Origin of the sequence: Pseudomonas sp. FP1154 (assembly GCF_030687245.1) — a bacterium.
Classification (GTDB): Bacteria; Pseudomonadota; Gammaproteobacteria; order Pseudomonadales; family Pseudomonadaceae; genus Aquipseudomonas; species Aquipseudomonas rhizophila.
The window spans coordinates 1,159,969-1,184,968 of record NZ_CP117465.1; the positions used below are offsets into that span (position 1 = coordinate 1,159,969).

20 protein-coding genes are annotated in these 25,000 nt (G+C 61.3%); 17 read left to right on the forward strand and 3 right to left on the reverse strand.

Going from position 1 to position 25,000, the window contains the following annotated elements; all coding sequences use genetic code 11:
* The first annotated feature begins 66 nt into the window (after nucleotides 1-66).
* The 5 genes from dsbC to PSH91_RS05240 all read left to right on the forward strand — a co-directional run bounded on the left by dsbC (nucleotide 67) and on the right by PSH91_RS05240 (nucleotide 5,712).
* Nucleotides 67-798 (forward strand): bifunctional protein-disulfide isomerase/oxidoreductase DsbC, encoded by a 732-nt coding sequence (gene dsbC / locus PSH91_RS05220; protein ID WP_076386216.1) that lies wholly within the window; start codon nucleotides 67-69, stop codon nucleotides 796-798.
* Nucleotides 799-930: 132 nt separating this feature from the next.
* Nucleotides 931-2,235, forward strand: coding sequence for a homoserine dehydrogenase (locus tag PSH91_RS05225; protein WP_305467504.1), 1,305 nt, complete (start codon nucleotides 931-933; stop codon nucleotides 2,233-2,235).
* Between the two features lie 103 nt (nucleotides 2,236-2,338).
* A complete protein-coding gene (thrC, locus tag PSH91_RS05230) occupies nucleotides 2,339-3,748 on the forward strand; it encodes a threonine synthase (protein ID WP_047227507.1) in 1,410 nt (469 codons plus the stop codon).
* Between the two features lie 120 nt (nucleotides 3,749-3,868).
* Entirely contained in the window at nucleotides 3,869-5,239 is a 1,371-nt protein-coding gene (locus PSH91_RS05235; protein ID WP_305467507.1) for a transporter substrate-binding domain-containing protein, read from the forward strand.
* Nucleotides 5,240-5,424: 185 nt separating this feature from the next.
* The gene (locus PSH91_RS05240; protein WP_047227509.1) at nucleotides 5,425-5,712 is read left to right on the forward strand and encodes a DUF3509 domain-containing protein; all 288 of its coding nucleotides are present in this window, start codon (nucleotides 5,425-5,427) and stop codon (nucleotides 5,710-5,712) included.
* 332 nt (nucleotides 5,713-6,044) lie between these two features.
* Here PSH91_RS05240 and PSH91_RS05245 read toward each other — a convergent pair whose 3' ends face one another.
* A complete protein-coding gene (locus PSH91_RS05245) occupies nucleotides 6,045-7,244 on the reverse strand; it encodes a CaiB/BaiF CoA-transferase family protein (protein WP_047227510.1) in 1,200 nt (399 codons plus the stop codon).
* 146 nt (nucleotides 7,245-7,390) lie between these two features.
* Between PSH91_RS05245 and PSH91_RS05250 the strand changes: the two genes are divergently transcribed.
* From PSH91_RS05250 to PSH91_RS05260, 3 genes are all read left to right on the forward strand, one after another.
* Nucleotides 7,391-7,933, forward strand: a complete 543-nt coding sequence (locus tag PSH91_RS05250; RefSeq protein ID WP_305467510.1) for a YaeQ family protein — start codon at nucleotides 7,391-7,393, stop codon at nucleotides 7,931-7,933.
* A 171-nt stretch (nucleotides 7,934-8,104) separates the two neighbouring features.
* Nucleotides 8,105-9,814 carry a single-stranded-DNA-specific exonuclease RecJ gene (recJ, locus tag PSH91_RS05255; protein ID WP_305467512.1) on the forward strand — a complete coding sequence of 570 codons (1,710 nt, stop codon included), beginning with the start codon at nucleotides 8,105-8,107 and terminating at the stop codon, nucleotides 9,812-9,814.
* A gap of 346 nt (nucleotides 9,815-10,160) precedes the next feature.
* On the forward strand, nucleotides 10,161-11,267 hold the full coding sequence (locus PSH91_RS05260) for an NADH:flavin oxidoreductase/NADH oxidase (RefSeq protein ID WP_047227513.1): 1,107 nt from the start codon (nucleotides 10,161-10,163) through the stop codon (nucleotides 11,265-11,267).
* 202 nt (nucleotides 11,268-11,469) lie between these two features.
* Here PSH91_RS05260 and PSH91_RS05265 read toward each other — a convergent pair whose 3' ends face one another.
* Complete coding sequence (locus PSH91_RS05265; RefSeq protein ID WP_047227514.1) at nucleotides 11,470-13,095, reverse strand: glucan biosynthesis protein D; 1,626 nt, start codon at nucleotides 13,093-13,095, stop codon at nucleotides 11,470-11,472.
* Between the two features lie 364 nt (nucleotides 13,096-13,459).
* Between PSH91_RS05265 and PSH91_RS05270 the strand changes: the two genes are divergently transcribed.
* The gene (locus PSH91_RS05270; protein WP_047227515.1) at nucleotides 13,460-13,645 is read left to right on the forward strand and encodes a hypothetical protein; all 186 of its coding nucleotides are present in this window, start codon (nucleotides 13,460-13,462) and stop codon (nucleotides 13,643-13,645) included.
* A gap of 267 nt (nucleotides 13,646-13,912) precedes the next feature.
* On the opposite strand, the gene PSH91_RS05275 is transcribed toward PSH91_RS05270, so the two are convergent.
* Nucleotides 13,913-15,337 carry a gamma-aminobutyraldehyde dehydrogenase gene (locus PSH91_RS05275; protein WP_047227516.1) on the reverse strand — a complete coding sequence of 475 codons (1,425 nt, stop codon included), beginning with the start codon at nucleotides 15,335-15,337 and terminating at the stop codon, nucleotides 13,913-13,915.
* A gap of 196 nt (nucleotides 15,338-15,533) precedes the next feature.
* Here PSH91_RS05275 and PSH91_RS05280 point away from each other — a divergent pair, with 196 nt between their 5' ends.
* The 8 genes from PSH91_RS05280 (at nucleotide 15,534) to PSH91_RS05315 (ending at nucleotide 24,920) form a co-directional block, all read left to right on the forward strand.
* A complete protein-coding gene (locus PSH91_RS05280) occupies nucleotides 15,534-16,247 on the forward strand; it encodes a tellurite resistance TerB family protein (RefSeq protein ID WP_047227517.1) in 714 nt (237 codons plus the stop codon).
* Between the two features lie 271 nt (nucleotides 16,248-16,518).
* On the forward strand, nucleotides 16,519-18,141 hold the full coding sequence (locus tag PSH91_RS05285) for a methyl-accepting chemotaxis protein (protein WP_076386211.1): 1,623 nt from the start codon (nucleotides 16,519-16,521) through the stop codon (nucleotides 18,139-18,141).
* On the forward strand, nucleotides 18,141-18,677 hold the full coding sequence (locus tag PSH91_RS05290; protein ID WP_305467516.1) for a chemotaxis protein CheW: 537 nt from the start codon (nucleotides 18,141-18,143) through the stop codon (nucleotides 18,675-18,677). The genes PSH91_RS05285 and PSH91_RS05290 overlap by 1 nt, the downstream gene beginning before the upstream one ends.
* Nucleotides 18,674-19,939 (forward strand): protein-glutamate O-methyltransferase CheR, encoded by a 1,266-nt coding sequence (locus tag PSH91_RS05295; RefSeq protein WP_047227520.1) that lies wholly within the window; start codon nucleotides 18,674-18,676, stop codon nucleotides 19,937-19,939. Before PSH91_RS05290 ends, PSH91_RS05295 begins: the two co-directional genes overlap by 4 nt.
* A complete protein-coding gene (locus PSH91_RS05300; protein ID WP_047227521.1) occupies nucleotides 19,936-20,607 on the forward strand; it encodes a chemotaxis protein CheW in 672 nt (223 codons plus the stop codon). The genes PSH91_RS05295 and PSH91_RS05300 overlap by 4 nt, the downstream gene beginning before the upstream one ends.
* On the forward strand, nucleotides 20,604-22,865 hold the full coding sequence (locus PSH91_RS05305) for a hybrid sensor histidine kinase/response regulator (RefSeq protein ID WP_305467518.1): 2,262 nt from the start codon (nucleotides 20,604-20,606) through the stop codon (nucleotides 22,863-22,865). Before PSH91_RS05300 ends, PSH91_RS05305 begins: the two co-directional genes overlap by 4 nt.
* Nucleotides 22,862-23,872 (forward strand): chemotaxis response regulator protein-glutamate methylesterase, encoded by a 1,011-nt coding sequence (locus tag PSH91_RS05310; protein WP_107321553.1) that lies wholly within the window; start codon nucleotides 22,862-22,864, stop codon nucleotides 23,870-23,872. Before PSH91_RS05305 ends, PSH91_RS05310 begins: the two co-directional genes overlap by 4 nt.
* A gap of 46 nt (nucleotides 23,873-23,918) precedes the next feature.
* Nucleotides 23,919-24,920: a diguanylate cyclase domain-containing protein gene (locus PSH91_RS05315; RefSeq protein ID WP_047227524.1), complete on the forward strand. Its 1,002-nt coding sequence runs from the start codon at nucleotides 23,919-23,921 to the stop codon at nucleotides 24,918-24,920.
* Nucleotides 24,921-25,000: the final 80 nt, after the last annotated feature.

Consider the following 25,000-nt stretch of genomic DNA (forward strand, 5'->3'; position numbering starts at 1 on the left):
GGGCGGTTGGAACCCGAATCTGCCGGTCGGCGTTCCCCGTCCCATTTGTCCGTCTCAGGAGCTCCCATGCGTTTGATCCAGATGTTCACCGCCGCCGCCATTGCGTTGGCCAGTACTGTTGCCATCGCCGACGACGCGGCCGACAAGGCTATCCGCAAGAGCCTGGAAAACCTTCAGATGGAGGTGCCGATCGAAACCATCACCGCCAGCCCCATGTCCGGCCTGTATGAAGTCAAGCTCCAGGGCAGCCGCGTGCTCTACGCCAGCGCCGACGGTCAGTACATCGTCCAGGGCAACCTGTTCGAGCTCAAGGATGGCAAGCCGGTCAACCTCACCGAGAAGACCGAACGCCAGGGCATTTCCAAGCTGATCAACGGTATTCCTGTTGCCGAAACCGTGGTTTACCCGGCGGTCGGCGAAACCAAGTCCCACATCACCGTGTTCACCGACACCACCTGCCCGTATTGCCACAAGCTGCACGCCGAAGTGCCGGAGCTGAACAAGCGCGGCATCGAAGTGCGCTATGTGGCGTTTCCGCGCCAGGGCCTGGGTTCGCCGGGTGATGAGCAGTTGCAGGCGGTCTGGTGCTCCAAGGACAAAAAAGCGGCCATGGACAAGATGGTCGATGGCAAGGAGATCAAGGCCGCCAAGTGCGAAAACCCGGTTTCCAAGCAGTTCGCCCTCGGTCAGTCCATCGGTGTGAACGGTACGCCGGCCATCGTTTTGGCGGACGGCCAGGTGATTCCGGGCTACCAGCCGGCGCCACAAGTCGCCAAACTGGCCCTTGGCGCCAAATGATCATGGGCAGTGCGTTTATGAAGATCACGGCTCGGCGAAAACCTTCGTCGGGCCGTTAAACACAAAGTCGCGTTGCTGCGCGGCTGTATTTCACGGCCGACCTTGCGTCGGCCGTTTCATGGGGAGTCAAGAGTGAATCCGGTCAAAGTAGGCATCTGTGGGTTAGGTACCGTCGGTGGCGGCACCTTCAACGTACTTCAGCGCAACGCCGAGGAAATTGCTCGTCGTGCCGGGCGTGGAATCGAAGTGGCACAAATTGCCATGCGCACGCCAAAGCCTCAGTTCCAGACGACCGGTATTGCGATTACCAACGATGTCTTCGAAGTGGCCACGAACCCTGAGATCGACATCGTCATAGAGCTGATGGGCGGCTATACCGTTGCCCGCGAGCTGGTACTCAAGGCCATCGAGAATGGCAAGCATGTGGTCACCGCGAACAAGGCGCTTATCGCTGTTCACGGTAATGAGATTTTCGCCAAGGCGCGGGAAAAGGGCGTGATCGTTGCGTTCGAAGCCGCCGTGGCCGGTGGCATTCCGGTGATCAAGGCGATCCGTGAAGGCCTTTCGGCCAACCGTATCAACTGGGTCGCCGGGATCATCAACGGCACCGGGAACTTCATTCTCACCGAGATGCGCGAAAAGGGTCGCACCTTCGAAGACGTGCTCGCCGAGGCCCAGGCCCTGGGTTACGCAGAAGCCGATCCGGCCTTTGACGTGGAAGGCATCGACGCGGCGCACAAGCTGACGATCCTGGCGTCCATCGCCTTTGGTATTCCGCTGCAATTCGACAAGGCCTACACCGAAGGCATCACCAAGCTGACCACCGCTGACGTGAACTACGCTGAAGCCTTGGGCTACCGCATCAAGCACCTGGGCGTAGCCCGTAGCACGGCCAGTGGCATTGAGCTGCGCGTGCACCCGACCTTGATCCCGGCCGATCGCCTGATCGCCAACGTCAACGGCGTGATGAACGCTGTGATGGTCAACGGCGACGCCGCGGGCTCCACGCTGTTCTACGGCGCTGGCGCCGGCATGGAACCGACCGCTTCCTCGGTGGTGGCCGACCTGGTGGATGTGGTGCGTGCGATGACCTCCGACCCGGAGAACCGTGTGCCGCACCTGGCTTTCCAGCCGGACTCGCTGTCGGATCATCCGATTCTTCCGATCGAAGCATGCGAAAGTGCCTACTACCTGCGTATCCAGGCCAAGGACCACCCAGGGGTACTGGCTCAGGTGGCGAGCATCCTTTCGGAGCGCGGCATCAACATCGAGTCGATCATGCAGAAGGAAGTCGAGGAACACGATGGCCTGGTGCCGATGATCCTGCTGACCCACCGAGTGGTCGAGCAGCGCATCAACGACGCGATCACCGCGTTGGAGGCTCTCCAGGGCGTCGTCGGGCCGGTGGTCCGTATCCGCGTCGAACACTTGAACTGAAGCAGCTACAAGCGACGAGCTGCACGCTACAAGTTAAAAGCAACCCCGCTTTACTTGTAGCTTTTAGCTCGTAGCTTGCAGCTCAAACCAAAGGTTTGCCCCTATGCGCTATATCAGCACCCGCGGCCAGGCACCGGCCCTGAATTTCGAAGATGTCCTGCTGGCCGGCCTGGCCACGGACGGCGGCCTCTATGTGCCGGAAAACCTGCCGCGTTTCACCCAGGAAGAGATCGCCTCCTGGGCCGGCTTGCCGTATCACGAGCTGGCCTTCCGGGTCATGCGCCCGTTTGTCACCGGCAGCATCCCGGACGCCGACTTCAAGAAAATCCTGGAAGAGACCTATGGCGTCTTTTCCCACAACGCCATCGCGCCGTTGCGTCAGCTCAACGGTAACGAATGGGTGATGGAGCTGTTCCACGGCCCGACCCTGGCTTTCAAGGACTTCGCCCTGCAATTGCTCGGTCGTCTGCTGGACTACGTGCTGCAAAAGCGTGGCGAGCGTGTCGTGATTGTCGGTGCCACTTCCGGCGATACCGGTTCGGCCGCCATCGAAGGCTGCAAGCATTGCGAGAACGTCGACATCTTCATCCTGCACCCGCACAACCGTGTCTCGGAAGTGCAGCGTCGGCAGATGACGACGATTTTCGGCGATAACATCCATAACATCGCCATCGAAGGCAACTTCGATGACTGCCAGGAAATGGTCAAGGCCAGTTTTGCCGACCAGAGCTTCCTCAAAGGTACGCGGCTGGTCGCAGTGAACTCGATCAACTGGGCGCGGATCATGGCCCAGATCGTTTATTACTTCCACGCGGCCCTGCAACTGGGCGGCCCGGCCCGTTCGGTATCGTTCTCGGTGCCTACGGGTAACTTCGGCGATATCTTTGCCGGTTATCTGGCGCGCAACATGGGGCTGCCGATCAACCAGTTGATCGTCGCCACCAACCGCAACGACATCCTGCACCGCTTCATGAGCGGCAACCAGTACGTCAAGGAAACCCTGCACGCTACGCTGTCGCCGTCCATGGACATCATGGTGTCGTCGAACTTCGAGCGCTTGCTGTTCGACCTGCACGGTCGCAATGGCGCGGCAATTGCCGGCCTGATGGACAGCTTCCGGCAGGGCGGTGGTTTCAGCGTCGAGCCTGAGCGCTGGACCGAAGCGCGCAAGCTGTTTGACTCCCTGGCGGTGGATGATGCGCAAACCTGCGAGACCATTGCCGAGGTGTTCGAGCAGAGCGGTGAATTGCTCGATCCACATACGGCCATCGGTGTGAGAGCCGCTCGTGAGTGCCGTCGCAGTCTGGACATTCCGATGGTGATCCTGGGCACTGCTCATCCGGTCAAGTTTCCGGAAGCGGTGGAGAAGGCCGGTGTAGGAAAAGCGCTCGAACTACCTGCACATCTTTCTGATTTGTTTGAGCGAGATGAGCGTTGCACCGTGTTGCCCAATGACTTGAAAGCCGTGCAGGCCTTTGTCAGTCAGCATGGCAACCGCGGCAAGCCTCTCTGAGCGCTGAAACCTGTCACATTTTGAAGCCCGTCTCCTGACGGGCTTTCTTGTTTCTGCATGCCAAACTGATCGGGTTTTCGCCCTTGGAGGGACGGGCGAGTAATCTCGAAGGATATGCAGATGTTGTTTTTTATCAGATGCAAAGCAGCCCTGGGCTGGATGATGGGCCTGGTCCTGGTGTATTGGGCACTGGGGGTGGACGCCGCACAGTTGGCGACCTACGAAACGCCACCGTTCGGCCCCGGCGAACGGTTGGTGCTGGATCCGCAGGAATTGAAATGGATCGAGCAAAACCCGCAGGTCATCGTGGCCTCGATGCAGTTTCCGTTGTACCTGTTCAAGAATGAGCATGGGCAGTGGAACGGCCTGAACAACGACATTCTCCAGCGTATTGCGCGCATGACAGGCCTTGAGTTTGTGCATCGGGAGTCGTTCTCCCCTGAACAATTGCTGGCGATGTTGGAAAACGCAGAGGCCGACATGACGACCACGCTGGCGATGAACGACGAACGCAGGGATTTTCTGAGCTTCAGCCACGCCTTTGGCGGTTCCGGCTGGGTATTCGTAGGGCGCGACGGGGAGTCCGTCCCCGATTCGCTGGAGCAGCTCAATGGCAAGATCCTGGCATTGCCGGCACGGCATGCATTGGAGGCGCAGATCCGGCGCGACTACCCGGCCATCGAGTTGCGCACGGTCAAGACTTACGGGGAAGCGAGGGCCCTGGTGGAGAGCCGGGAGGCCCACGCCACCATTGAAAACGAAACCGGGGTGCACCTTTATCCGGCGGGACAGTTGCGTGTAGGAAGAAGTCTGGAGGGCAAGTGGGAACCGGATTATCTGGCTGTACGTCAGGATCTGCTCCCATTGCTGAGTATTCTGAACAAGGCGCTGGAAGCTTTTCCGGCCGAAGAAATGCGGGCGCTGCGTTCCAAATGGATGGCCGGTATCGCCCCTGGCCAGGCGCCATCGGTCTGGTTGCGGATTTCCCGCTGGGGTTATTGGTGTGTGACGGTGGTCGTGTTGTTCGCTCTGCTGTCCCTGCTCTGGAACCGCCGCCTCCAGATACAAATCGACCAGCGCCTCAAGGCCGAGGCTGTCCTCAATGATCAGTTGATGCTCCAGAGGGCCTTGATGGATGCCATTCCCGATCCGATCTTCATTCGTGACCTGGAAGGGCGCCTGATCATGTGCAACAAGAGTTACGAAGAGCAGTTCGCGACGCGCTTTGAAAAGTTGCGGGGAACCCGGCTGACGGATTCCGCGGTGTTCCCGCCGGCGACTGCCGAACTGCTGCACGGAGAGGTCATGGAGCAACTGCGAACCGGCCAGTCCCGGTTCGTTGATCGTCAACTGATGTTCAGGAGTGGATTACGCAAAATCTATCATTGGTCGGTGCCTTTTTATGGGGCCGATGGGCAGTTGCGCGGGTTGCTGGGAGGCTGGATCGATGTCGGGCGCCGGTGGAACCGCGCTGAGCCATTGCTGGCTTGATGCAGGCTGCTCGTGAGGAAATGTCTTCAAGCGGTAGCTGTTGTTTGCCTGTCATATTGGACGCGCATGCTCGGTTGAACGACGTCGAGGTGTACCGGCTCGGTATGCGAACGAACTTTCTGCTGCGGCCCACGGTCATTTACTGTGAACAAGCAGTTGTTTTCGGACTATTGAAGGGTGAGCGAATGGAAAGTATCAGCCTATTGCTGGGTGAGGCTTTGAGCCCGTATCAGGTGACGCTGACTCCCTCTGGCGCCAGGGGCGAGTGTCTGGTAACGCTGAAGAATGCCTCCGGGGCCATCATGGTCGAACGCATGTTCAACCAAGCGCAATTGACCGACAGACGCCAACTGACGGACGTGGTCGATGGCCTGCACCGCGACGTGCTGATTGCCGAGGGCCGGCTTGAGCCCTGTGTGATCGCGGCGCTGCGTAATCTGGCACGTGACAAGGTGATGGCTCTCCCAAATTGAACACTATTTCGTGGGAACCTTCCTACGTCCTGATGAGTCAGACCCTTTACCAGCAAGATCAAGCATTGTGCTCCGGTGCTTGTCGCTTGTTGTACGGACCTGAATGGTCGCGTTTAACCCCGAGTTGTCTCCCCACTTCTCGGGGTTTCTTTTTGCCCGGCGTTTAAGGTTTTAGCGTGCTCTGGCGCTGAGCGATGCCGAACCCTTGTGGGAGCGAGCCTGCTCGCGATTGCGGTGTGTCAGTCAATATCAAGTCGACTGAACCGACGCTATCGCGAGCAGGCTCGCTCCCACAGTTGATCTTCAGTGGCCACAGACTTTCGTTCACCGCATCAAATGGCGCCGTCGATGCGCAGTTGGGCGATCTGCTGTGCATCATAGCCAAGCTCGCCTAGCACTTGGGCATTGTGCTCACCCAGCGTCGGTCCCACCCATTCAGAGGTGCCCGGTGTGTCGGAGAGTTTCGGGACGATGCCCGGCATCTTGAACGCCTTGCCGTCCGGCAGCTTGGCCTGGAGAAACATTTCCCGGGCCAGGAACTGCGGATCGCTGAACATATCTTCGGCGCTGAAAATCCGGCTGGCCGGCACTCCCGCCTGGTTCAAATGCTCGATAACGGTATCGAGCGGGAGTGAATTGACCCAGCGATCAATGACCCCGTACAGCTCATCGCGGCGGCTGTCGCGCCCGTCATTGCTGGCCAGTTGCGGGTCATTGGCCAGATCCTCACGACCGATGACCTGCATGAAGCGCTTGAAGATCGCGTCGCCGTTGGCGCCAATCTGCACGTGCTTGCCATCGGCACTGGTGTGGATCGACGAGGGGGTGATGCCGGGCATGATGTTGCCGGTGCGCTCACGGATGAAACCGAACACATCGAACTCCGGCACCATGCTTTCCATCATGGCGAAAATCGCCTCGTACAGCGCCACATCCACCACTTGCCCGGTTCCGCCGTTGACCTCGCGATGACGCAGCGCCATCAGTGCGCCAATCACGCCCCAGAGGGCGGCAATCGAATCGCCGATGGATATGCCGGTGCGCACCGGTGGCCGGTCTTCGAACCCGGTGATGTAACGCAGGCCGCCCATGGACTCGCCCACTGCGCCAAACCCGGGCTGATCTTTCATCGGCCCGGTCTGACCGAAGCCGGAGAGCCGCACCATGACCAGCTTCGGGTTCAGCGCATGCAATACATCCCAGCCCAGGCCGAGCTTTTCCAACACGCCGGGGCGAAAGTTCTCGATCAGGATGTCGGCTTCGCCGATCAGCTTTTTCAGAATCGCCAGACCTTCGGGGTGCTTGAGGTTCAGGGTCAGGGATTTCTTGTTCCGCGCCTGGACGAACCACCACAAGGACGTGCCTTCATACAGCTTGCGCCATTTACGTAACGGGTCGCCGCCATCGGGCGATTCGACCTTGATCACCTCGGCACCGAATTCACCGCAGATCCGCGAGGCAAAAGGTCCGGCGATCAAGGTGCCGAGTTCGATGACTTTGACGCCCGCAAGGGGTTTGGCAGTAAGCGACATGACGGATCCTGTAGAACAAAGGCAGAACGAAAGAGCGTTTTATCATAGGCCGGCGTCAGTCGCCGCAGGTTGATGGTCGGCAATTCGTGGAATGCCCGCCTCATCGGTTAGACTTGCCGCCTTTCCTCGTATCAAGAAGCCCGTTCATGGCCCAGCCGTCCACGACCTATAAGTTTGAACTGAATCTCACCGACCTCGACCGCAGTGTGTACGAGAACGTGAAGCAGACCATCGCCCGTCATCCTTCGGAAACCGAAGAACGCATGACCGTGCGCCTGTTGGCCTACGCTTTCTGGTACAACGAGCTGCTGGCATTTGGCCGAGGTCTGTCGGATGTCGATGAACCTGCGCTGTGGGAAAAAAGCCTGGATGACCGTGTGCTGCACTGGATCGAAGTGGGCCAGCCCGACGCCGACCGCCTGACCTGGTGCTCGCGCCGCACCGAACGCACCAGCCTGCTGGCCTACGGCAGCCTGCGAGTCTGGGAAGGCAAGGTGATCCCGGCGGTAAAGAACCTCAAGAACGTCAACATCGCCGCCGTGCCCCAGGAAGTGCTGGATACGCTCGCTAAGGACATGCCCCGCGTGATCAAGTGGGATGTGATGATCAGCGAGGGGACGATTTTCGTGACCGATGATCGCGGCCAGCATGAAGTCCAATTGCAATGGTTGCTGGGTGAGCGCGGCTGAGCCATTGACCCGGTATTGAGTGAGCCCTTGTGGGAGCGGGCTTGCTCGCGAAGGCGGCAGATCAGTTTGCATTGATGTTGAATGTGCCGCCGCTTTCGCGAGCAAGCCCGCTCCCACCCAAGCTTTCCTTGCCACAACCTTCACGATTTCCAGAGAAAACTTTGTCACCCCATGCGCATAGAACCCCGCCAGCTACCCGACACCCTGCCATTCCTCGGTGACCTGCCACCCCTGTTGACGCGCCTGTATGCGGCCCGTGGCGTGCAGTCCGAGGCTGAACTGGACAAGAGCCTGGTGCGCTTGATTCCTTATCAGCAACTCAAGGGTATCGACGCGGCCGTGGATCTGTTGGTGGTGGCGCTGGAGCAGCGCCAGCGCATCCTGATCGTCGGCGACTTCGATGCCGACGGGGCGACAGCCAGCACGGTGGGCATGTTGGGCCTGCGTTTGCTCGGTGCGGCCCATGTCGATTATCTGGTACCCAATCGCTTCGAGTATGGCTACGGACTGACCCCGGAAATTGTCGAGGTCGCCCTGACCCGTGAGCCGCAGTTGCTGATCACCGTGGACAACGGCATTTCCAGTGTCGAAGGTGTGGCAGCGGCGAAAGCGGCGGGGCTCAAGGTGCTGGTTACCGACCACCATTTGCCGGGCCTCGAACTGCCGGCGGCGGATGCCATCGTCAACCCGAACCAGCCGGGCTGTGAGTTCCCGAGCAAGGCATTGGCCGGTGTCGGTGTGATCTTTTATGTGCTGATGGCCTTGCGGGCGCGTCTGCGCAGCCTGGGCCGGTATGCCAGCAGCCCCCAGCCAAACATCGGCGAACTGCTGGATCTGGTGGCACTGGGCAGCGTGGCGGATGTGGTGCCTCTGGACGCCAACAACCGGATCCTGGTGCATCAGGGCCTGGAACGCATTCGTGCAGGGCGCGCCCGACCCGGCATCAAGGCGATCCTGGAAGTGGCTAGGCGCGATCATTCTCGTATCACTTCCACGGACCTCGGGTTTATCCTCGGCCCGCGCCTGAACGCAGCCGGGCGTCTGGACGACATGAGCCTGGGCATCGAATGCCTGCTCACTGACGATCCGGCCTTGGCGAGGGAGATGGCGGCGCAACTGGACGGCATGAACCAGGATCGCAAATCCATCGAACAGGGCATGCAGCGTGAAGCGCTGGCCCAGCTCAAGGACTTGCCGCTGGAGTCCATGCCGTTCGGTTTATGTCTGTTCGATCCTCAGTGGCACCAGGGCGTTATCGGGATCCTCGCCTCGCGGATGAAGGAGCGGTATTTCCGCCCAACCATTGCTTTTGCCGATGCCGGAGACGGCCTGCTCAAGGGCTCGGGGCGCTCGGTGCCGGGTTTTCATATTCGTGATGCCCTGAGTGTGGTGGCGGCGCAACATCCAACGCTGATCAGCAAGTATGGCGGCCACGCCATGGCGGCGGGCCTGACGTTGGCGCAAGAGAATTTTCCACTGTTCGCCGAGGCGTTCGACGCTGAAGTGCGCCGCCAATTGCGCGAAGAAGACCTGACCGGACGCCTGTTGTCGGACGGCACCCTGGCGGTGGAAGAGTTTCACCTGGAGCTGGCTCGGGCGCTGCGTCACGCCGGGCCCTGGGGCCAGCATTTCCCGGAGCCGATGTTTCACGGTGTGTTCCAGTTGGTCGAACAGCGCGTGGTGGGCGAACGGCACCTCAAGGTCGTCCTCAAAAGCGAATGCGGCTCGGTGAAACTGGACGGTATCGCCTTCGGCATCGACCGCGATATCTGGCCAAACCCCACTGTGCGCTGGGTGGAACTGGCCTACAAACTCGACCTCAACGAGTTTCGCGGCCAGGAAACGGTGCAGTTGATGATTGCCCATATCGAACCGCGGTAGACACGCCGCCATCTTGCGTTCGTACTCTGTGGCGAGGGAGCTTGCTCCCGCTGGACGCGCCAGCGTCCCCTTGCGATGTGATGGCTGCAATGCCGGGGCTGCTTCGCAGCCCAGCGGGAGCAAGCTCCCTCGCCACAGGGGTACACCATTGCGTCACACCGTCGATTTTTAAGTTCTGAACCCTCCCGCCTCCCAGGTTGTCGACTAGGCTCTAAGCACTGCTTGATAGCCCTTGTGACGTCTTGTCGGATTTCTTTGCCCGCGGGGGCGGGTGTTGCACCTTTTGTCACTCGTCGACTTTTCAAACAGAACCCTGGAGCCTGCCCACTGATTCGAGAGGTGCCCCATGAGTCTGCTGCTGGAACCCTATACCCTTCGTCAATTGACCCTGCCCAATCGCATCGCGGTGTCGCCGATGTGCCAGTATTCGAGTGCCGATGGCCTGGCCAATGACTGGCACCTGGTACACCTCGGCAGCCGCGCCGTGGGCGGTGCCGGCCTAGTGTTCACCGAAGCCACTGCCGTCACTGCCGACGGTCGCATTACTGATCAGGACCTGGGGTTGTGGAACGATGAACAGATCGGCCCCCTGCAACGCATCACCCGCTTCATCACCGCCCAAGGGGCCGTGCCCGGCATTCAACTGGCCCACGCCGGACGCAAGGCCAGCACCTGGCGACCCTGGCTCGGTAAGCATGGCAGCGTAAAACCGGAGGAGGGCGGCTGGGTTCCGGTCGGCCCGTCGCCGATTGCCTTCGATCCGCAGCACACCCAGCCGATCCAACTGGACGAGGGGCAGATTGCCGGTGTCATCCAGGCGTTCGTGGAGGCGGCCAAACGTAGCCTGACGGCCGGATTCAAAGTCGTGGAAGTCCACGCAGCCCACGGCTATCTGCTGCATCAATTCCTGTCTCCCTTGAGCAATCAGCGGCGCGATCAATACGGCGGCTCGTTCGAGAATCGCATCCGGCTGGTGCTGCAGGTGACCGAAGCGGTCCGGGCGGTATGGCCTGAGGAATTGCCGGTGTTCGTGCGCGTATCAGCCACCGACTGGGTCGAGGATGGCTGGAACCCGGATGAAACCGTGGAGCTGGCGCGGCGATTCAGGGCGCTGGGGGTGGACCTGATCGATGTGTCATCGGGCGGCACCGCTGTGAATGCGGAAATTCCCACCGGTCCGGGGTATCAGACGCGCTTTGCCGAACGGGTGCGCAAGGAGTCGGAAATCGCCACCGGCACTGTCGGCATGATTACCGAACCGGCCCAGGCCGAGCACATCTTGCGGACCTGCCAGGCCGACATCATTTTCCTGGCCCGCGAACTGTTGCGTGATCCGTACTGGGCGTTGCATGCCGATGATGACCTGGGGGGCCGCAAGGCCACGTGGCCAGCGCAGTATCAGAGAGCCACGCATCGGGACCAGCCGATTCATGAGTCGGATTTGCGCGATTAAGGGTTAGCTTGAAACAAAAAGCCCCGGTCGTTTTGGCCGGGGCTTTTGTTTATTTGGCTGGATGGTACGGCGTCTGTACTTGCCTCATCGCGAGCAGGCTCGCTCCCACAGTGGATTGGTGTTGTTCACAGAATTTGTGATCCACACCCCACCCTGTGGGAGCGAGCCTGCTCGCAATGGCGTCATCCCTGACGCGCAAGGATCAAGGGTATTTACGCTTATCCGGCGCCGGCGGGAAGTACTGGTACAGCCAGGTCTCGCTCAAGGTCCGGTCATTGGTGCGCAGGAACAGGCGCATCTCCACCGGGTCCACGCGATCGTCGGTCGGGTACCAGTCGAAGGTGATCCGGTAACCCTTGATCGCATCGAGCACCAGCACGTTGAAGTCCTTCACTTCGCCGTGGGAGCAGGTCACTACCGGTTCGATACCGGTGCCTGGGGGGAGCTGATCGAGGCCGCCGCCGTTGAAGTCCACGGCAAAACGTCGGGCCCAGACGGTGGGGTAGTGCTCGCCCGGTGCCCAGCCTTCGATGAAGCCGCCCATGCCTGAACGGGTCGCGTTGACCTGGGCCAGCTCGGTGCTCACCGGTGGCAAGGCGCTCCAATAGAGCTTGTAACCGTAGTTCAGCGATTCACCGGCAGCGACCGGCTTCTTCGGCGTCCAGAAGGCGACGATGTTGTCCAGGGTTTCACCGGTCGTAGGAATTTCCAGCAGGTCGACCGAGCCTTCGCCCCAGGCCGTTGTCGGTTCGACCCACAGGCTCGGGCGCTTGCTGTACCAGTCCACGGTGTCCTGGTAGCTGGCGAAGTCGTGATCGGTCTGCACCAGGCCGAAGCCTTTGGGGTTGTTGTCGGCGAAGGCGTTGAACTGCAGGGTGGCGGGGTTGTTCAGCGGGCGACAAACCCACTCGCCATTGCCGCGCCACATCGCCAGCCGGTCGGAATCGTGAATTTGCGGGTGGATGGTGTCGCACATGCGCCGCTCAACGGTGCCGCAGCTGAACATGCTGGTCATCGGCGCGATGCCCAATTGCTCGATGGCGGTACGGGCATTGATGTGCGCATCGATTTCCATCACGACGCGGGTGGGCTGACAATCGATGTCAAAACGATAGGCGCCGGTGGCGCTGGGCGAGTCGAGCAGGGCGTAGACCACGAAACGGGTACTGTTCTTGTCCGGGATTTCGAACCAGAACTTGGTGAAGTCCGGGAATTCCTCACGCTTCTTGGCGTAAGTGTCGATGGCCAGGCCCCGGGCCGACAATCCGTACTGGCCGGTGTTGTCCACGGCGCGGAAATAACTGGCCCCCAGAAACGAAACGATATCGTGCCGGTCCAGCTCCGGCGCCTTGAACACCCTGAACCCTGAGAAGCCCAGGTCACCGGTCAACTGCGAAGTGTTGACCGTGGTTTTCTCATAGTTGAACAACTCCGGGCGGAAGTGCACTTCACGGGCCATGCGGGTCTTGGCATCGACACTGTACATGCGCACCGGTTGCTTGAAGCCCATGCCGACGTGGAAAAACTGCACGTCCAGTTGACCGTCCAGCTCCTTCCACAGCGAGTGGTTGGCGTCGTAGCGGATGGCGTTGAATTGCAGCGGGGACATCATCGCCAGTGTCGGCGGCAAAACTTGCTTGGTGTCGACGTAACGGCTCTTGGCCAGTTCCCGGGCCTGTTCTTTCAACCCATTGAAATCGAAAGGACGGGCCTCGCCGTCGGCGGTCCGGTCAGCAGCCCAGGCGCGTGCGGCCATAAGCCCTGAGGCCGAAAGCCCGGTGTAGGCAGCGAAAGCCATGGACGCCTTGAGCAGATTCCTGCGGTGCATAAATACAACCTTTCTGGAAACAATCCCGAGCCTTTCCTGGCAACAGAGACTGGTAAAGAAGTTCGGACATGCCTTTGGCCAAACGCGACGGACGTTAGAACAGATACCTGAGAGCTGGATCGGTTCACCGAGGCGCAAAATCATAGGGGATACGTGGCACGGGAGAGAGAGGAAAGCGTGGTTTAGTTAAATTTCCTTACAGATATTTCCTTTTTTAACGGGTAACTCTGCATTTTTTGACTAATTACTCTAAAACTCCCTGTTCACGGTGTGAATCCTCCCTATCCTTTAGCGTGATAGAGGTTGAACCCGCGGATTCAGCAGGTGCTATCGGTCAATTCGACGTACAGAAGGACAAGGCTCAATGACAAAAATACAGGGCATCACCCAATTGCTGGGGATCCTTCCATGCTTGACGAGCGCGCGCCGGACCCGGCCGCTCAGCATGGACGAACTAAGACTGGTGGAACGCTATCGCGAACTGTCGGAAAACGACCGGATCGCCATGCGTTGCCTGATGGATGCGATGCGCAGTGTTTCGAGGTTTTGAATGAGTGCGGATCAGCTCGTAGAGAGCTCGGATTGCGCCTTTATCCATCTTTCTGGTTTCACATCAGCCAGTAGGAGGCGGAAAAAATAACGTGCTGGCCGATTTTTTTATCGGTGCCCATGCGGCTGTGAATGGCCTGCCTTTGCTCACTCGTGATGCCAAACGCTACCGAAGTTATTTTCCCTCAGTGGCGTTGGTAGTGCCGTCATGACACTTGAACCGCCACGACCAGACTCTGCCGTCCGGCCGTGGTAGTCGTTCTTTGGTTCAATGCTTGAACATCACATGCCGCACTACTGTGTAGTCCTCCAGTCCATACATCGACATGTCCTTGCCATAACCGGAACGTTTCTGACCGCCATGGGGCATTTCGCTGACGAGCATGAAGTGGGTGTTCACCCAGGTGCAGCCATATTGCAGGCGTGCCGCCAAGCGATGGGCGCGGCCGATGTCGGCGGTCCAGACTGAAGACGCCAGGCCGTAGTCCGAGTCGTTGGCCCAGGCCAGCACCTGCGCTTCGTCGATGAACGGCGTGACGGACACCACCGGCCCAAAAACCTCGCGGCGCACGATTTCGTCGTCCTGCTGGGCGTCGGCCAATACCGTTGGTTCAAAGAAGAATCCGTTGCCGTCCACGGCCTTGCCACCGGTAATCAGGCGAATATGCGACTGGGCGATGGCCCGTTCGACAAAGCCGGCAACGCGGTCGCGGTGCTGGGCTGTGATCAGCGGACCCATCTCGGTGTCCGGGGCGGTTTGCAGACCGTATTTGATGCTGGCCACCGCCGCACCGAGTTTCTCGACGAACCTGTCGTAGATGCCTTGTTGGGCGTAAATGCGGCAGGCAGCGGTGCAGTCCTGGCCGGCATTGTAGAAACCGAAGGTGCGGATGCCTTCCACGGCTGCGTCAATGTCGGCATCGTCGAAAATGATCACCGGGGCCTTGCCGCCCAGTTCCATGTGGGTGCGTTTGACGCTGTCGGCGGTGCTGGAAATGATGTTCGCGCCTGTGGCGATGGAGCCGGTCAGCGAAACCATGCGCACCTTTGCGTGAGTGACCAACGGTTGCCCGACCGTCTGACCACGACCGAACAGCACGTTGAGTACACCCGCGGGGAAAATTTCCGACGCCAGTTCCGCCAGCCGCAACGCCGTCAGTGGAGTCTGCTCCGAGGGTTTGAGCACTACGGTGTTACCGGCGGCCAGGGCTGGGGCGATTTTCCAGGCGACCATCATCAACGGGTAATTCCACGGCGCGATGGAGGCGATCACGCCCACCGGATCGCGGCGGATCATCGACGTGTGCCCCGGCAGGTATTCGCCACCCGCCGAGCCGCTCATGCAACGGCTGGCGCCGGCAAAGAAACGGAACACGTCGGCAATTGCCGGGATCTCGTCGTTCAGCACGGCGTTCAAAGGTTTGCCGCAATTGTCCGATTCGAGCCTGGCCAGTTCTTCGCCGTGGGCTTCGATGGTGTCGGCCAGCTTGAGCAGGAGCAGGGAGCGGTCCTTGGGCGATACCTGGGACCAGCTTTGGAAGGCACTGTCGGCCGCGCGCACGGCGGCATCGACCTGAGCTTCGCTGGCTTCGTTGATTTCCACCAGCACCCGGCCGAGCGCGGGGTTGAACACGGCCTGGCCGGGCCCGTCGCCGTTCACCAGGTGACCATTGATCAGCAGTTTGGTTTGCATGTCCAAGCCCTCGTCAAAGCTGTTTTTGCTGCGGTTTTTCAGTTGATTCGAGTCTATATCGTTTTATCGGGTTCGCCGCAGCCACAGGAAAATTGGCAAGCAACATCTCGAAGCACTCTCACCGACAGACTCGGGCACTTTCGAACTAGGCTGATTGCCTTAATGATCCGGTTACCCGAATGCGTGGAGGCAGCAAATGAACACCCGTGGATTGCTCGATCAGCTTCTCAAGTCCGGTCAGGAAATGTTGCAGAACAAGGCTGGCGGCTCCCAAGGCAAGTCATCCGGCGGCCTGGGCGGTTTGCTCGGCGGTGGTGCTGGCAATTTGGGCGGGATGCTCTCCGGCGCGGGTGGCGGGGCGCTGGCCGCCGGAGCCATGGGCCTGTTGCTGGGCAACAAGAAGGCTCGCCAGTTTGGCGGCAAGGCCCTGACCTATGGTGGTCTGGCGGCATTGGGCGTGATCGCCTACAAGGCCTATGGCAATTGGCAAGCCCAGCAGGGCAGTGCGCCGAAAACTGAACCGCAGACGCTGGATCGTCTTCCCCCGGCCCAGGTCGAGCAGCACAGCCAGGCGATCCTCACGGCCCTGGTGGCAGCGGCTAAGGCCGATGGCCACGTCGACGAGCGTGAAAAGCAGTTGATCGAAGGCGAGTTCACCAAGCTCGACAACGATCAGGAGCTGCAACACTGGCTGCACGCCGAGCTCAACAAACCCCTGGACCCCGCCGATGTCGCCCGGGCCGCCAGCACGCCGGAAATGGCCGCCGAGATGTACATCGCCAGTGTGATGCTGGTGGATGAGGAAAACTTCATGGAGAAATCCTACCTCGATGAACTGGCGCGCCAGCTCAAACTGGAGCCGGGGTTGAAGACTGAGCTGGAGAAGCAGGTACGTCAGGCGTCTCTTTGAGTCAGGCCTGACCCCAAGGTAAATATCACCCCCTGTGGGAGCGAGCCTGCTCGCGATAGCGGTATGTCAGTCGACACTATTATTGACCGATGCACCGCAATCGCGAGCAGGTTCGCTCCCATAGAACTTTTGCATCGACTGCCACATTGATGCCTGGCTTGAGCTGTTTGAACAGCTGAGCGAATCACCAAACTCCTTCCTCACCGCCATACAGCCGCAACGTCGCCCTCGGCTATACTCCCCAGCATTTCAAAATGCCCGAGGTTGTACTGTGAAGAACTGGACGTTGCGCCAACGCATCCTGGCGAGTTTTGCGGTGATCATCGCCATCATGCTGCTGATGGTGGTCGTCACGTATTCGCGGTTATTGAGGATCGAGGCCAGCGAAGAAAAAGTACGCGTCTACGCGGTGCCGGGGGTGTATTACAGTTCCATGATTCGCGGTGGCTGGGTCGACAGCTACGTCAAGACCCAGCAGATCGTCGGCCTCTCGGGCCAGCGGGAAATCACTGCCGAGGACAAGGCCCTCTACCAGGGCTACGAGCAGCATCTGCGCGAGGAAATCCAGCACTATCAAAAGCTGATCCAGGACCCTGCCGACCAAGTCTCCTTCGACGAATTCGAGGTCAATCATCAGGACTTCAACAAGGCCCTGGCGAAGGTTCTGGACCTGTATGAACGCAAGGATTTCGAAGGGGCACAGCTGGCGCTGGAGAAGGAGCTGACGCCGGCATGGCTCGACGGTCGCGGGCATTTGAACCAGATCATCGAACGCAACCGGGAGCTGGCGGAAAAAGCCGCCCTGACCATCAGTCAGTCGGTAACCGCCGCTGAAGTTGCCATGGGGCTGTCGTTTCTCGTGGCGGTGCTCATTGCCATGCTCTGTGGCCTGTTGTTGATGCGCGCGATCATGGCGCCGATGAACCGCATTGTGGAAATCCTCGGCATCATGCGCAGCGGCGACCTGAGCGGGCGCCTGAACCTTGCGCGTAAAGACGAGTTCGGTGCGGTGGAAACCGGCTTCAACGACATGATGGCCGAGCTGACATCGCTGGTGTCCCAGGCCCAGCGCTCTTCGGTGCAGGTCACCACCTCGGTCACCGAGATCGCCGCCACCTCCCGCGAGCAACAGGCCACGGCCACCGAAACCGCCGCTACCACTACGGAGATCGGCGCGACCTCTCGGGAAATTGCCGCCACGTCCCGGGATCTGGTGCGCACCATGACCGAAGTTTCCAGCGCCGCCGACCAGGCCTCGGTGGCGGCCGGTTCCGGCCAGCAAGGCCTGGCACGCATGGAAGAAACCATGCACTCGGTGATGGGCGCGGCGGATCTGGTGAACGCGAAGCTGGCGATCCTCAACGAGAAGGCCGGCAACATCAACCAGGTGGTGGTGACCATCGTCAAGGTGGCCGACCAGACCAACCTGTTGTCCCTCAATGCCGCCATCGAGGCCGAGAAGGCGGGAGAGTATGGCCGCGGTTTTGCCGTGGTCGCCACTGAGGTTCGGCGCCTGGCGGATCAGACAGCCGTGGCGACCTACGACATCGAGCAGATGGTGCGCGAGATCCAGTCCGCCGTATCCGCTGGAGTGATGGGCATGGACAAGTTTTCCGAAGAAGTGCGCCGTGGCATGGCCGAGGTGCAGCAGGTCGGCGAGCAACTGTCGCAGATCATCCACCAGGTACAGGCGCTGGCGCCGCGGGTGTTGATGGTCAACGAAGGTATGCAGGCCCAGGCCACCGGCGCCGAGCAGATCAACCATGCCCTGGTGCAATTGGGCGATGCCAGCAGTCAGACGGTGGAGTCCCTGCGCCAGGCCAGTTCTGCCATCGATGAACTGAGCCAGGTGGCCGTGGGGCTGCGCAGTGGCGTCTCGCGTTTCAAAGTCTGATGAGCGAGTTCGAGGCCAGACGTGGCGCCGTGTCGGCGGCCCGTCAGTCGTTGTTCCTGGTGTTTTGCATCGGCAACGAACGCTACGCCCTGCAAGCCATCGATGTGGTGGAAGTGCTGCCGCGCTTGCCCCTCAAACCGATTGCCCAGGCACCGTCCTGGGTGGCGGGGGTGTTTGCCTGGCGCGGCGCGGTGGTGCCCGTGATCGATCTGTGCACGCTGACCTTCGGTCAGAGCGCCCAGACGCGTACCAGTACGAGACTGGTGCTGGTGCATTACCGACCCGACGCGCAGCAGGCGGGGCAGGTTCTGGGGCTGATTCTGGAACAGGCCACCGACACCTTGCGTTGCGATCCGGCGGATTTCCGACCTTATGGCTTGGATAACCCACAGGCGCCGTACCTGGGCCCGGTGCGCGAAGACGCGCAAGGCCTGTTGCAATGGGTGCGGGTCAATGACCTGCTCGACGAGTCGGTCCGTGCCGTGCTGTTTCCCACGCCGCCCTTGAACTTCGATAACCTCGAGGGACGGGCATGAACAGCGACCAGCGGTTTTTCGATTTTCTCAAGGTGCGCATCGGCCTGGATGTCACCTCCGTCGGCACCGCCATCATCGAGCGGGCCGTGCGCCAGCGCATCATTGCCGTGCCTGGGCGTACGGCAGATGAGTACTGGCAATGCCTGCAACATTCTGCCCAGGAGCAACAGGCGCTGATCGAAGCGGTGATTGTCCCGGAGACCTGGTTCTTCCGTTATCCCGAGTCCTTCGCCACCCTCGCCAGGCTGGCCATCAAGCGTCTGGCCGAGATCAAGCACCTGCGTGCGCTGCGCATCCTCAGCTTGCCCTGCTCCACTGGCGAAGAGCCTTACTCCATTGCCATGGCGTTGCTCGACGCGGGCCTGGGACCGCATCAGTTCAAGGTGGACGCGCTGGACGTCAGTCCGCTGTCGATAGAACGTGCCAGGCAAGCGCTTTACGGCAGGAACTCGTTCCGTGGCGCCGACCTCGGCTTTCGCGAGCGATATTTCAGCGCCGAGGCAGAGGGGTATCGCCTCAGCGAGCGGGTGAGTGAACAGGTGCGTCTGCAAGTGGGCAACCTGCTGGATCCGACCTTGCTGGTGAACGAGGCCCCTTACGATTTTGTGTTCTGCCGCAATCTGCTGATCTATTTCGACCAGCCGACCCAGCAGCAGGTGTTCGAGGTGCTCAAGCGCCTGACCCACCAGGACGGCGTGCTGTTTATCGGCCCCGCCGAGGGCAGTTTGCTGGGGCGGTTGGGCATGCGTTCAATCGGGATTGCCCAGTCGTTCGCTTTCAGTCGCCAAGGTGCCCCGCAGCCACAGCCAGTGCCCGCGTTGATGTCGACTCCGCTGCCGCTTGGCCAGGTCGCGCCTCGAGTCATTCCACCGGTGGTCCGGCCCCGGCCGTTCGCAGCAAGCGTGGCTCCGATCACTGAGCCGAAAAACAGCGACGCCACTACCTTACTGGCCAATATCGCGGCGCTGGCCAATGCTGGCAAAAGCGCCGAAGCCCGTGCGGCCTGCCAGCAGTACCTGCGCAATCATGCGCCGGCGGCCCAAGTGTTCTACTGGCTGGGGCTGCTCAGTGACATGGCCGGTAGCGCGCTTGAGGCCCAGGGTTTTTATCGCAAGGCGCTCTATCTTGAACCGCAACACGCCGAGGCCCTGGTGCATCTGGCGGCGTTGCTGGCTTCCCAGGGAGACGCGGCCGGTGCCCGTCGATTGCAGGACCGCGCCGCTCGCAGCGGGCGCATGGCTGACAGTGAGCGTAAACAATGAGTGGTTCGGCTAATGACAACCTGACCCATGACGATGCCCAGGCCATCGACGATTGCTGGAATCGCATCGGGGTGCATGGCGATAAATCCTGTCCGTTGCTGGCCGAGCATATTCACTGCCGCAACTGCGCGGTGTATTCGGCGGCTGCCACCCGTTTGCTCGATCGCTACACCTTGCAGCACGACGACCGGGACTTGGCCCACGCGCCGCTGGACACCGATATCGTCACACGATCGCTGTTGATGTTCCGACTGGGCGAAGAGTGGCTGGGCCTGACCACCCGCAGTCTGGTGGAAGTGGCGCCGTTGCAGCCGATTCACTCGCTGCCCCACCAGCGTTCGCGGGCCTTGTTGGGCGTGGCGAATGTGCGCGGGGCCTTGGTGGCCTGCCTGTCGCTGGTGGAACTGTTGGACCTGGAACCCGGCGGGGCAGTGGTTGCCGGCGCGCGGGTCATGCCGCGCATGTTGATCGTCGCGGCCCAGGGCGGTCCGGTGGTGGTGCCGGTGGACGAGGTGGACGGCATTCACGCCATTGATGAGCGCGTCCTGGGCGCGGCCTCGCAATCGGCGGCCAAGTACACCCGTGGCGTATTGAAGTTCAAGGGCCGCAGCCTGCGCTGGCTGGACGAAGAACAGTTGTTGTCCGCCATGACCCGGAGCCTGTCATGACCCCTGATCAAATGCGTGACGCCTCGTTGCTGGAGTTGTTCAGCCTGGAAGCCGAAGCCCAGACTCAGGTGCTCAGCGCCGGCCTGCTGGCCCTGGAACGCGACCCGACCCAGGCCGATTATCTTGAATCGTGCATGCGCGCGGCCCATTCCCTCAAGGGCGCGGCGCGGATCGTTGGAGTGAACGCCGGGGTCAGCGTGGCCCATGTCATGGAGGATTGCCTGGTCAGCGCCCAGGAGCGCCGTCTGGTCCTGCGCGCCGAGCACATCGACGCCTTGCTGCAAGGCACCGACCTGTTGACGCGAATTGCCACGCCAGGCAACAGCATCGGAGCCCAGGACGTCGATGCGTATGTGGCGTTGATGGGGCAACTGCTCGATCCTGCCGCTGCGCGCACGCCTGCCGGGTCGCCGCGAATCGAGATGCAAGCGGAGGCTTTTCGCGTTGAGCCGGCCGAGGCAGAACCGCTCGCGGCAACGGAACCGCTGCCCAAGGGTAAGCGGGTCACCGAAGGGGGCGAGCGGGTCTTGCGGGTCACCGCCGAGCGCCTCAATAGCCTGTTGGACCTGTCCAGTAAATCCTTGGTGGAAACCCAGCGCCTCAAGCCCTGGCTGGCGACGATGCAACGGCTCAAGCGCCAGCAGAGCAACGGCTTGCGGGCCTTGGAAGAGCTGAATGTGCACCTCAAGGAACACGCGTTGAGCTTGCAGGCCGAGGAAGCGCTCAACGACGCCCGCCGCTTGCTGGCCGAAACCCAGCAATTGCTGGCGCAGAAAACCGCGGAGATGGACGAGTTCGCCTGGCAGGCCGGTCAGCGAGCACAGGTGTTGTACGACACGGCGCTGGCCTGTCGCATGCGACCGTTTGCCGATGTGCTATCCGGCCAGGCCCGGATGGTCCGTGACCTGGGGCGCAGCCTGGGCAAGCAGGTGCGCCTGGAGATTGAGGGCGATAAAACCCAGGTCGACCGCGACGTGCTGGAAAGACTCGAAGCGCCGCTGACCCATCTGCTGCGCAACGCCGTGGACCATGGCATCGAATCTCCGGAGCAACGGGTGCTGGCCGGCAAGCCCGCCGAAGGCCTGATCCGCTTGCGCGCCTCCCATCAGGCTGGCCTGCTGGTGCTGGAACTGGCGGACGACGGCGCCGGTGTGGACCTGGAGCGGGTGCGGCGCAGCGTCGTCGAACGAGGGCTTTCCCCTGAGCAGACCGCAGCCAATTTGAGCGAAGAGGAACTGCTGACGTTCCTGTTCCTGCCCGGCTTCAGCCTGCGCGACACCGTCACTGAAGTGTCCGGGCGCGGCGTCGGCCTGGACGCCGTCCAGCATATGGTCCGGCAGTTGCGCGGCGCGGTGGTGCTGGAGCAGACAGCGGGCGAGGGCAGCCGCTTCCATCTTGAGGTGCCGCTGACGCTCTCAGTGGTGCGCAGCCTGGTGGTGGAAGTCGGCGGTGAAGCCTACGCCTTTCCCCTGGCTCACATCGAGCGCATGTGCGATCTCGCTCCTGAGGACATTGTGCAGGTCGAAGGGCGCCAGCACTTCTGGCACGAAGGGCGGCATGTCGGGCTGGTCGCCGTCAGTCAGTTGCTCAATCGTCCGGCATCACAGAACAGCAGCCAGGCGCTCAAGGTCGTGGTGATCCGTGAGCGCGAGGCCATCTACGGCGTGGCGGTCGAACGGTTCATCGGCGAGCGCACGCTGGTGGTCCTGCCCCTGGACGAACGCCTGGGCAAGATCCAGGACATCTCCGCCGGGGCCTTGCTGGACGATGGTTCGGTGGTGCTGATCGTCGATGTCGAAGACCTGCTGCGCTCGGTGGACAAGTTGCTCGACACCGGGCGCCTGGAACGCATCGCCCGCCAGAACCAGACGCAGACACCGCGCAAGCGGATCCTGGTGGTGGACGACTCCCTGACCGTGCGCGAGCTGCAACGCAAGCTGTTGCTCAATCGTGGGTATGACGTGGCGGTGGCCGTGGACGGCATGGACGGCTGGAACGCGCTGCGAGCGGAGGATTTCGACCTGCTGATCACCGACATCGACATGCCGCGCATGGACGGCATCGAGCTGGTGTCGCTGTTGCGGCGCGATAACCGTCTGCAGTCGCTGCCGGTGATGGTGGTGTCTTACAAGGATCGTGAAGAAGATCGTCGCCGTGGCCTGGATGCCGGCGCTGACTATTATCTAGCCAAGGCCAGTTTCCATGACGACGCCTTGCTTGATGCCGTCGTCGAATTGATCGGAGGAGCACGCGCTTGAAGATCGCCATCGTCAATGACATGCCCCTGGCGGTCGAAGCCCTGCGCCGTGCCCTGGCTTTCGAGCCGGCGCACCAGTTGGTCTGGGTGGCCGCCAACGGTGCCGAGGCGGTTCAGCGTTGCGCCGAATACACCCCGGACCTGATTCTGATGGACCTGCTCATGCCCATCATGGATGGCGTGGAGGCGACCCGGCGGATCATGGCCGAAACCCCGTGCGCCATTGTGATTGTCACCGGTGACAGCCAGCAGAACGTTCACCGGGTGTTCGAAGCCATGGGGTATGGCGCGCTGGATGTGGTTGATACCCCTACCTTGGGGGTGGGCAACCCCGCGGATGCGGCGGCACCGCTGCTGCGCAAGATCACCAACATCGGTTGGCTGATCGGTGAGCGCAATCACGGTGAGCGCGCTGCGCCGGCTGCGCAGCGGATGTCGGTGTCACGCAATAGCCTGATTGCCATCGGGTCGTCGGCGGGTGGGCCGGCCGCGCTGGAGATCCTGCTCAAGGGCCTGCCCCGTCATTTCGCCCCGGCCATTGTGCTGGTCCAGCATGTGGACGAGGTGTTTGCTGCGGGCATGGCCCAATGGCTGAGCAGTGCGTCAGGCCACCAGGTGCGCCTGGCCCGGCACGGCGAGCCGCCGCAAAGCGGTACGGTGCTGCTGGCCGGCACCAACCACCATCTGCGCCTATTGAAAAACGGCACCCTGGCCTACACCGCCGAGCCGGTCAACGAGATCTACCGGCCGTCCATCGACGTATTTTTCGAGAGCGTCGCCCACTTCTGGAGCGGTGACGCGGTAGGCGTTTTGCTCACTGGCATGGGCCGCGACGGTGCCCAAGGGCTTAAACTCATGCGCCAGCAGGGCTATCTGACCATCGCCCAGGACCAGCAGAGCAGCGCGGTGTACGGCATGCCCAAAGCGGCCGCGGCCATCGACGCGGCTGCGCAGATTCTTGCGCTGGACCATATAGCGCCACGGTTAGTGGAGATTTTTACCCAATGAAGAACCCCGGCAGCCTTGTCCACCAGCCGTATTCAGGTGAGTTCCCATGAGTGATTTACAGCTCGACGATTTCAAGCGTGACGAGAACGCGGCCATGGTCTTGCTCGTCGACGACCAGGCGATGATCGGCGAGGCGGTGCGGCGCGGGCTGGCCAATGAAGAGAACATCGACGTTCACTTCTGCGCCGACCCACACCAGGCCATCGCCCATGCGGTCCGCATCAAGCCAACGGTGATCCTCCAGGACCTGGTGATGCCCGGTCTTGATGGCTTGAGCCTGGTGCGCGAATACCGTAACCATCCGGCGACCCGGGATATTCCGATCATTGTCCTGTCCACCAAGGAGGACCCGCTGGTCAAAAGCGCGGCGTTCGCCGCCGGGGCCAACGATTACCTGGTCAAGTTGCCGGACAACATCGAACTGGTGGCGCGCATTCGCTACCACTCGCGGTCCTACATGATGCTGCTGCAACGCGATGCGGCCTATCGCGCCCTGCGGGTCAGCCAGCAGCAACTGCTCGACACCAATCTGGTGCTGCAACGGCTGATGAATTCCGACGGTCTGACCGGGCTGTCCAACCGCCGGCACTTCGATGAATACCTGGAGCTGGAGTGGAGAAGGGCGCTGCGGGACCAGTCCCAGCTCTCGCTGTTGATGATCGACGTGGATTACTTCAAGTCCTTCAACGACAATTTCGGCCACCTGGAGGGGGACGAAGCCCTGCGCAAGGTCGCCACGGCGATCCGTGATGCGTGCAGTCGTCCGTCCGACCTGCCGGCCCGTTACGGCGGCGAGGAGTTCGCCCTGGTCTTGCCCAGCACCTCGGCTGGCGGCGCGCGGTTGATGGCCGAAAAGCTGCGCCAGAGCGTCGTTGCCCTGAACATCCCCCACATCACGCCTCATGAGGGGGCGAACCTGACTGTCAGCGTTGGCGTCTCGACCTTCACGCCACAGCAAGGTGGCGATTGCCGCCAGCTGATTTCGGCGGCGGACAAAGGGCTGTACACGGCCAAGCACAATGGGCGTAATCGGGTGGGTATCGAGTAGTGCGTCCGGCCGGCTGGAGAGTTCTTGTGGCGAGGGAGCTTGCTCCCGCTGGGGCGCGTAGCGGCCCCTAAACCAGATAA

What these genes read in the sequence shown, in the direction of transcription:
- dsbC (WP_076386216.1), top strand. Translation starts at nt 67, where the DNA reads ATGCGTTTGATCCAGATGTTCACCGCCGCCGCCATTGCGTTGGCCAGT.
- thrC (WP_047227507.1), top strand. Translation starts at nt 2,339, where the DNA reads ATGCGCTATATCAGCACCCGCGGCCAGGCACCGGCCCTGAATTTCGAA.
- PSH91_RS05235 (WP_305467507.1), top strand. Translation starts at nt 3,869, where the DNA reads ATGTTGTTTTTTATCAGATGCAAAGCAGCCCTGGGCTGGATGATGGGC.
- PSH91_RS05240 (WP_047227509.1), top strand. Translation starts at nt 5,425, where the DNA reads ATGGAAAGTATCAGCCTATTGCTGGGTGAGGCTTTGAGCCCGTATCAG.
- PSH91_RS05245 (WP_047227510.1), bottom strand. Translation starts at nt 7,244, where the DNA reads ATGTCGCTTACTGCCAAACCCCTTGCGGGCGTCAAAGTCATCGAACTC.
- PSH91_RS05250 (WP_305467510.1), top strand. Translation starts at nt 7,391, where the DNA reads ATGGCCCAGCCGTCCACGACCTATAAGTTTGAACTGAATCTCACCGAC.
- recJ (WP_305467512.1), top strand. Translation starts at nt 8,105, where the DNA reads ATGCGCATAGAACCCCGCCAGCTACCCGACACCCTGCCATTCCTCGGT.
- PSH91_RS05260 (WP_047227513.1), top strand. Translation starts at nt 10,161, where the DNA reads ATGAGTCTGCTGCTGGAACCCTATACCCTTCGTCAATTGACCCTGCCC.
- PSH91_RS05265 (WP_047227514.1), bottom strand. Translation starts at nt 13,095, where the DNA reads ATGCACCGCAGGAATCTGCTCAAGGCGTCCATGGCTTTCGCTGCCTAC.
- PSH91_RS05270 (WP_047227515.1), top strand. Translation starts at nt 13,460, where the DNA reads ATGACAAAAATACAGGGCATCACCCAATTGCTGGGGATCCTTCCATGC.
- PSH91_RS05275 (WP_047227516.1), bottom strand. Translation starts at nt 15,337, where the DNA reads ATGCAAACCAAACTGCTGATCAATGGTCACCTGGTGAACGGCGACGGG.
- PSH91_RS05280 (WP_047227517.1), top strand. Translation starts at nt 15,534, where the DNA reads ATGAACACCCGTGGATTGCTCGATCAGCTTCTCAAGTCCGGTCAGGAA.
- PSH91_RS05290 (WP_305467516.1), top strand. Translation starts at nt 18,141, where the DNA reads ATGAGCGAGTTCGAGGCCAGACGTGGCGCCGTGTCGGCGGCCCGTCAG.
- PSH91_RS05295 (WP_047227520.1), top strand. Translation starts at nt 18,674, where the DNA reads ATGAACAGCGACCAGCGGTTTTTCGATTTTCTCAAGGTGCGCATCGGC.
- PSH91_RS05300 (WP_047227521.1), top strand. Translation starts at nt 19,936, where the DNA reads ATGAGTGGTTCGGCTAATGACAACCTGACCCATGACGATGCCCAGGCC.
- PSH91_RS05305 (WP_305467518.1), top strand. Translation starts at nt 20,604, where the DNA reads ATGACCCCTGATCAAATGCGTGACGCCTCGTTGCTGGAGTTGTTCAGC.
- PSH91_RS05315 (WP_047227524.1), top strand. Translation starts at nt 23,919, where the DNA reads ATGAGTGATTTACAGCTCGACGATTTCAAGCGTGACGAGAACGCGGCC.